This window comes from Psychrobacter sp. AOP3-A1-26 (assembly GCF_052378235.1).
GTDB lineage: Bacteria > Pseudomonadota > Gammaproteobacteria > Pseudomonadales > Moraxellaceae > Psychrobacter.
On sequence record NZ_JBQSXN010000153.1, the window covers coordinates 1 to 2,563 of the forward strand.

The following is a 2,563-nucleotide window of genomic DNA, read 5'->3' on the forward strand; positions in this document are numbered from 1 at the left end:
CTATCTGAATAGGTGATTGCATGAAGTACCTTACTTGACTTGTCTTAAAATCTTGTCTTAAACTTTTAATAAACCTATAAAAGACGCCAATTCAATTTGCACGACTAAGCCTTTTTGATGGTCTGTCCTATTATAAGCTTTAATCTTACCTTTATGAGCTATTATCACTGCATGAGCAATCGCAAGCCCCAATCCATAACCGCCCGTTTGCCGCTGGCGTGCCGAGTCAAGACGCACAAAAGGCTCAAATATCCGCAGCACATCTTCATCAGCGATACCGGGGCCCTCATCCGCTACGCTAATTTGCACAGCGGATATACGATGATCTTGCTTAATTTGGACTAATTTGATGGTCACGGCTGAATCATTGAGCGTATGAATAAAAGCATTACGAATCACATTTTCAAGGGCACTATGTAGTTGCTTATGATTGCCAAACGTCCAATAATCTTCTTCATTAATAGAAGGTTGCCACTCAAGCGTTACGTTTTTATTTTGAAATTCGAAACGAACGTCTTGGCTAATGTCACTAATTAAATCAATCAGATTTACCTGTTCTTTCTCTGAATCAATCATACTGTATTGCTGCATTTGTAAGGACTGAATATGAATAATTTGTTCAATAAGCTCATTCATACGGGTAGATTCTTTATCAATACGATCCAGATAACGCTCAGCATTCGGCGCAAAGTCTCGGGTCAGCTCGGTTGCCACTTCAAGACGTGCTAGGGGCGAGCGCAGCTCATGGGAGATATCACTCAACATCTGCTTGCGTGCCAACTCACTATCAACCAATCGATCAGCTAGCTTGGCAACATCTTTTGCCAGTAGACCCAATTCATCAGAGCCAAGATTAATTAGACTAGGGTCAGTCTGATAATTGCCGTTGATCAGTTGCCGAACCGTATGTTGGACATGGCGCATACGCCTAATCATAGTACGACTAAGCCAAGCACAAACTAAGGTGCTAAATATTATAATGAGTAGAAAACGTACCTCAAAGTTGCCACGTTGCAAGGCAACTACTTCGTTAAAGGGTAGGTTAGGACGCAGTTGAATAATCAGCGTTTCTCCATTTGGCAAAGTGACAGGGGTATCTGCTATTTTGCGGAGCTGATCAATATTTATAATCGTGTTGATAAGATCAGGATTGCCTCTATCCTCATTTTTGGTCGGTTTATCAGCCATCAGGTTTTGAGGGGCTATGTTATCTCTAAAATTTGATTGATATTTTCCTTTACGGTGTTGCCTTTGATTGTATTTAGGAAAAACAAGCATGCCTTGCTCATCATAGATACTGATTTGATTCATAAAACCGCGATCATCTTGATACAGTTGCCGAACCCTTTGTATCTCACCTGTTTGTAAAGCGACCACCACTAACTCACGTTTGATTAACAGACGCTCAATTTGCACCTCCATTCGCGCATTTAAAGCACGCTCATTCAACCAGCGCTCAATCAAAATAGAGGAGAGGGCGGTAAATAAAATGGCCAATAATAGGCTGAGAAACAAACGCCAGAATAGCGTTAAACGAATCTTAGACAGTGGTTTTTTTATCATAAAATTTCAACAAAATGAGTGCTATTTAGAGGATTGTTGTTGAATAAATAGCCAGTAAATCAGCTATTAAAAGGTTTTAAATCACTAACTGATAGCCTTTACCACGCACCGCTTTAATTGGCTCATCATGAAAAGGCTGTAACTTTTTACGTAAGCGTGAGACGTGGACATCAAGGCTGCGATCAAACGGCTGCAGCTCTCGCTGTAGCACTTGCTCGGACAGCCAGTCTTTACTGACGACTTCTCCTTTTTGCTTGAGCAAGGTCAGCAACAAATCAAACTCTGTACCTGTCACTTGTAGCTCTACGCCATCTATTTGACAAAGACGCTGGTTTGGATCTAGATATAGGCGACTCTCAGGTAATGCCGTATCTTCTAAAAGCGATGGGTTAGCAGTGCTATTTTGGGTACGCTTAATCACCGCATTGATACGCGCAAGTAGCTCACGGGGGTTACAAGGCTTAGTAATATAGTCATCAGCGCCCAGCTCAAGGCCAATAATACGGTCAATCTCATCGCCTTTGGCAGTCAGCATAATGACAGGTATTTTGCTGATACTCGGTAGCTGACGTAATACGCTTAAGCCATCCATTTTTGGCATCATAATATCGAGCACTAGTAAATCATAGACAGCGTCATTCTTTAGCGTTTGCAAGCGCTCAATGACCGCCGCGCCGTCATAAACACAGTCGCAATCGACGCCATGATTATTTAAGTACTCTTGTAATAACTGAGTCAATTCCTCGTCATCATCTCCTAACAAGATCTTTGGCATGTCCATTCCTTAGCGCGTTAATAATATCGTTACTATCTTTGATAAGAGTATTATCAGACTATTTTATAGTCATAAGCTACAATCGTTACCTTTCTTAATGGTTCATAAAGGTTCGTAACCTAGCATTATCGTATGATAAGTCCTATCGACAATCAGTGTTATTTCTAAAAATTAATCTTTATTAACCAAATCTTAGATTAACACATGAAGTGCAATACCAAATGC

Annotated in this window: 2 protein-coding genes; both read right to left on the bottom strand. The window is 40.8% G+C overall.

Annotated features, from left to right (window positions below):
• Window positions 1-57: 57 nt before the first annotated feature.
• Window positions 58-1,563: a sensor histidine kinase gene (locus ACT3TU_RS13920; protein ID WP_192524199.1), complete on the bottom strand. Its 1,506-nt coding sequence runs from the start codon at window positions 1,561-1,563 to the stop codon at window positions 58-60.
• 76 nt (window positions 1,564-1,639) lie between these two features.
• The gene (locus tag ACT3TU_RS13925) at window positions 1,640-2,338 is read right to left on the bottom strand and encodes a response regulator transcription factor (RefSeq protein ID WP_192524198.1); all 699 of its coding nucleotides are present in this window, start codon (window positions 2,336-2,338) and stop codon (window positions 1,640-1,642) included.
• Between the last annotated feature and the right edge of the window lie 225 nt (window positions 2,339-2,563).

Bases quoted from the DNA above. Each gene is read 5' to 3' on its own strand.
- ACT3TU_RS13920 (WP_192524199.1), bottom strand. From the start codon at position 1,563: ATGATAAAAAAACCACTGTCTAAGATTCGTTTAACGCTATTCTGGCGT.
- ACT3TU_RS13925 (WP_192524198.1), bottom strand. From the start codon at position 2,338: ATGCCAAAGATCTTGTTAGGAGATGATGACGAGGAATTGACTCAGTTA.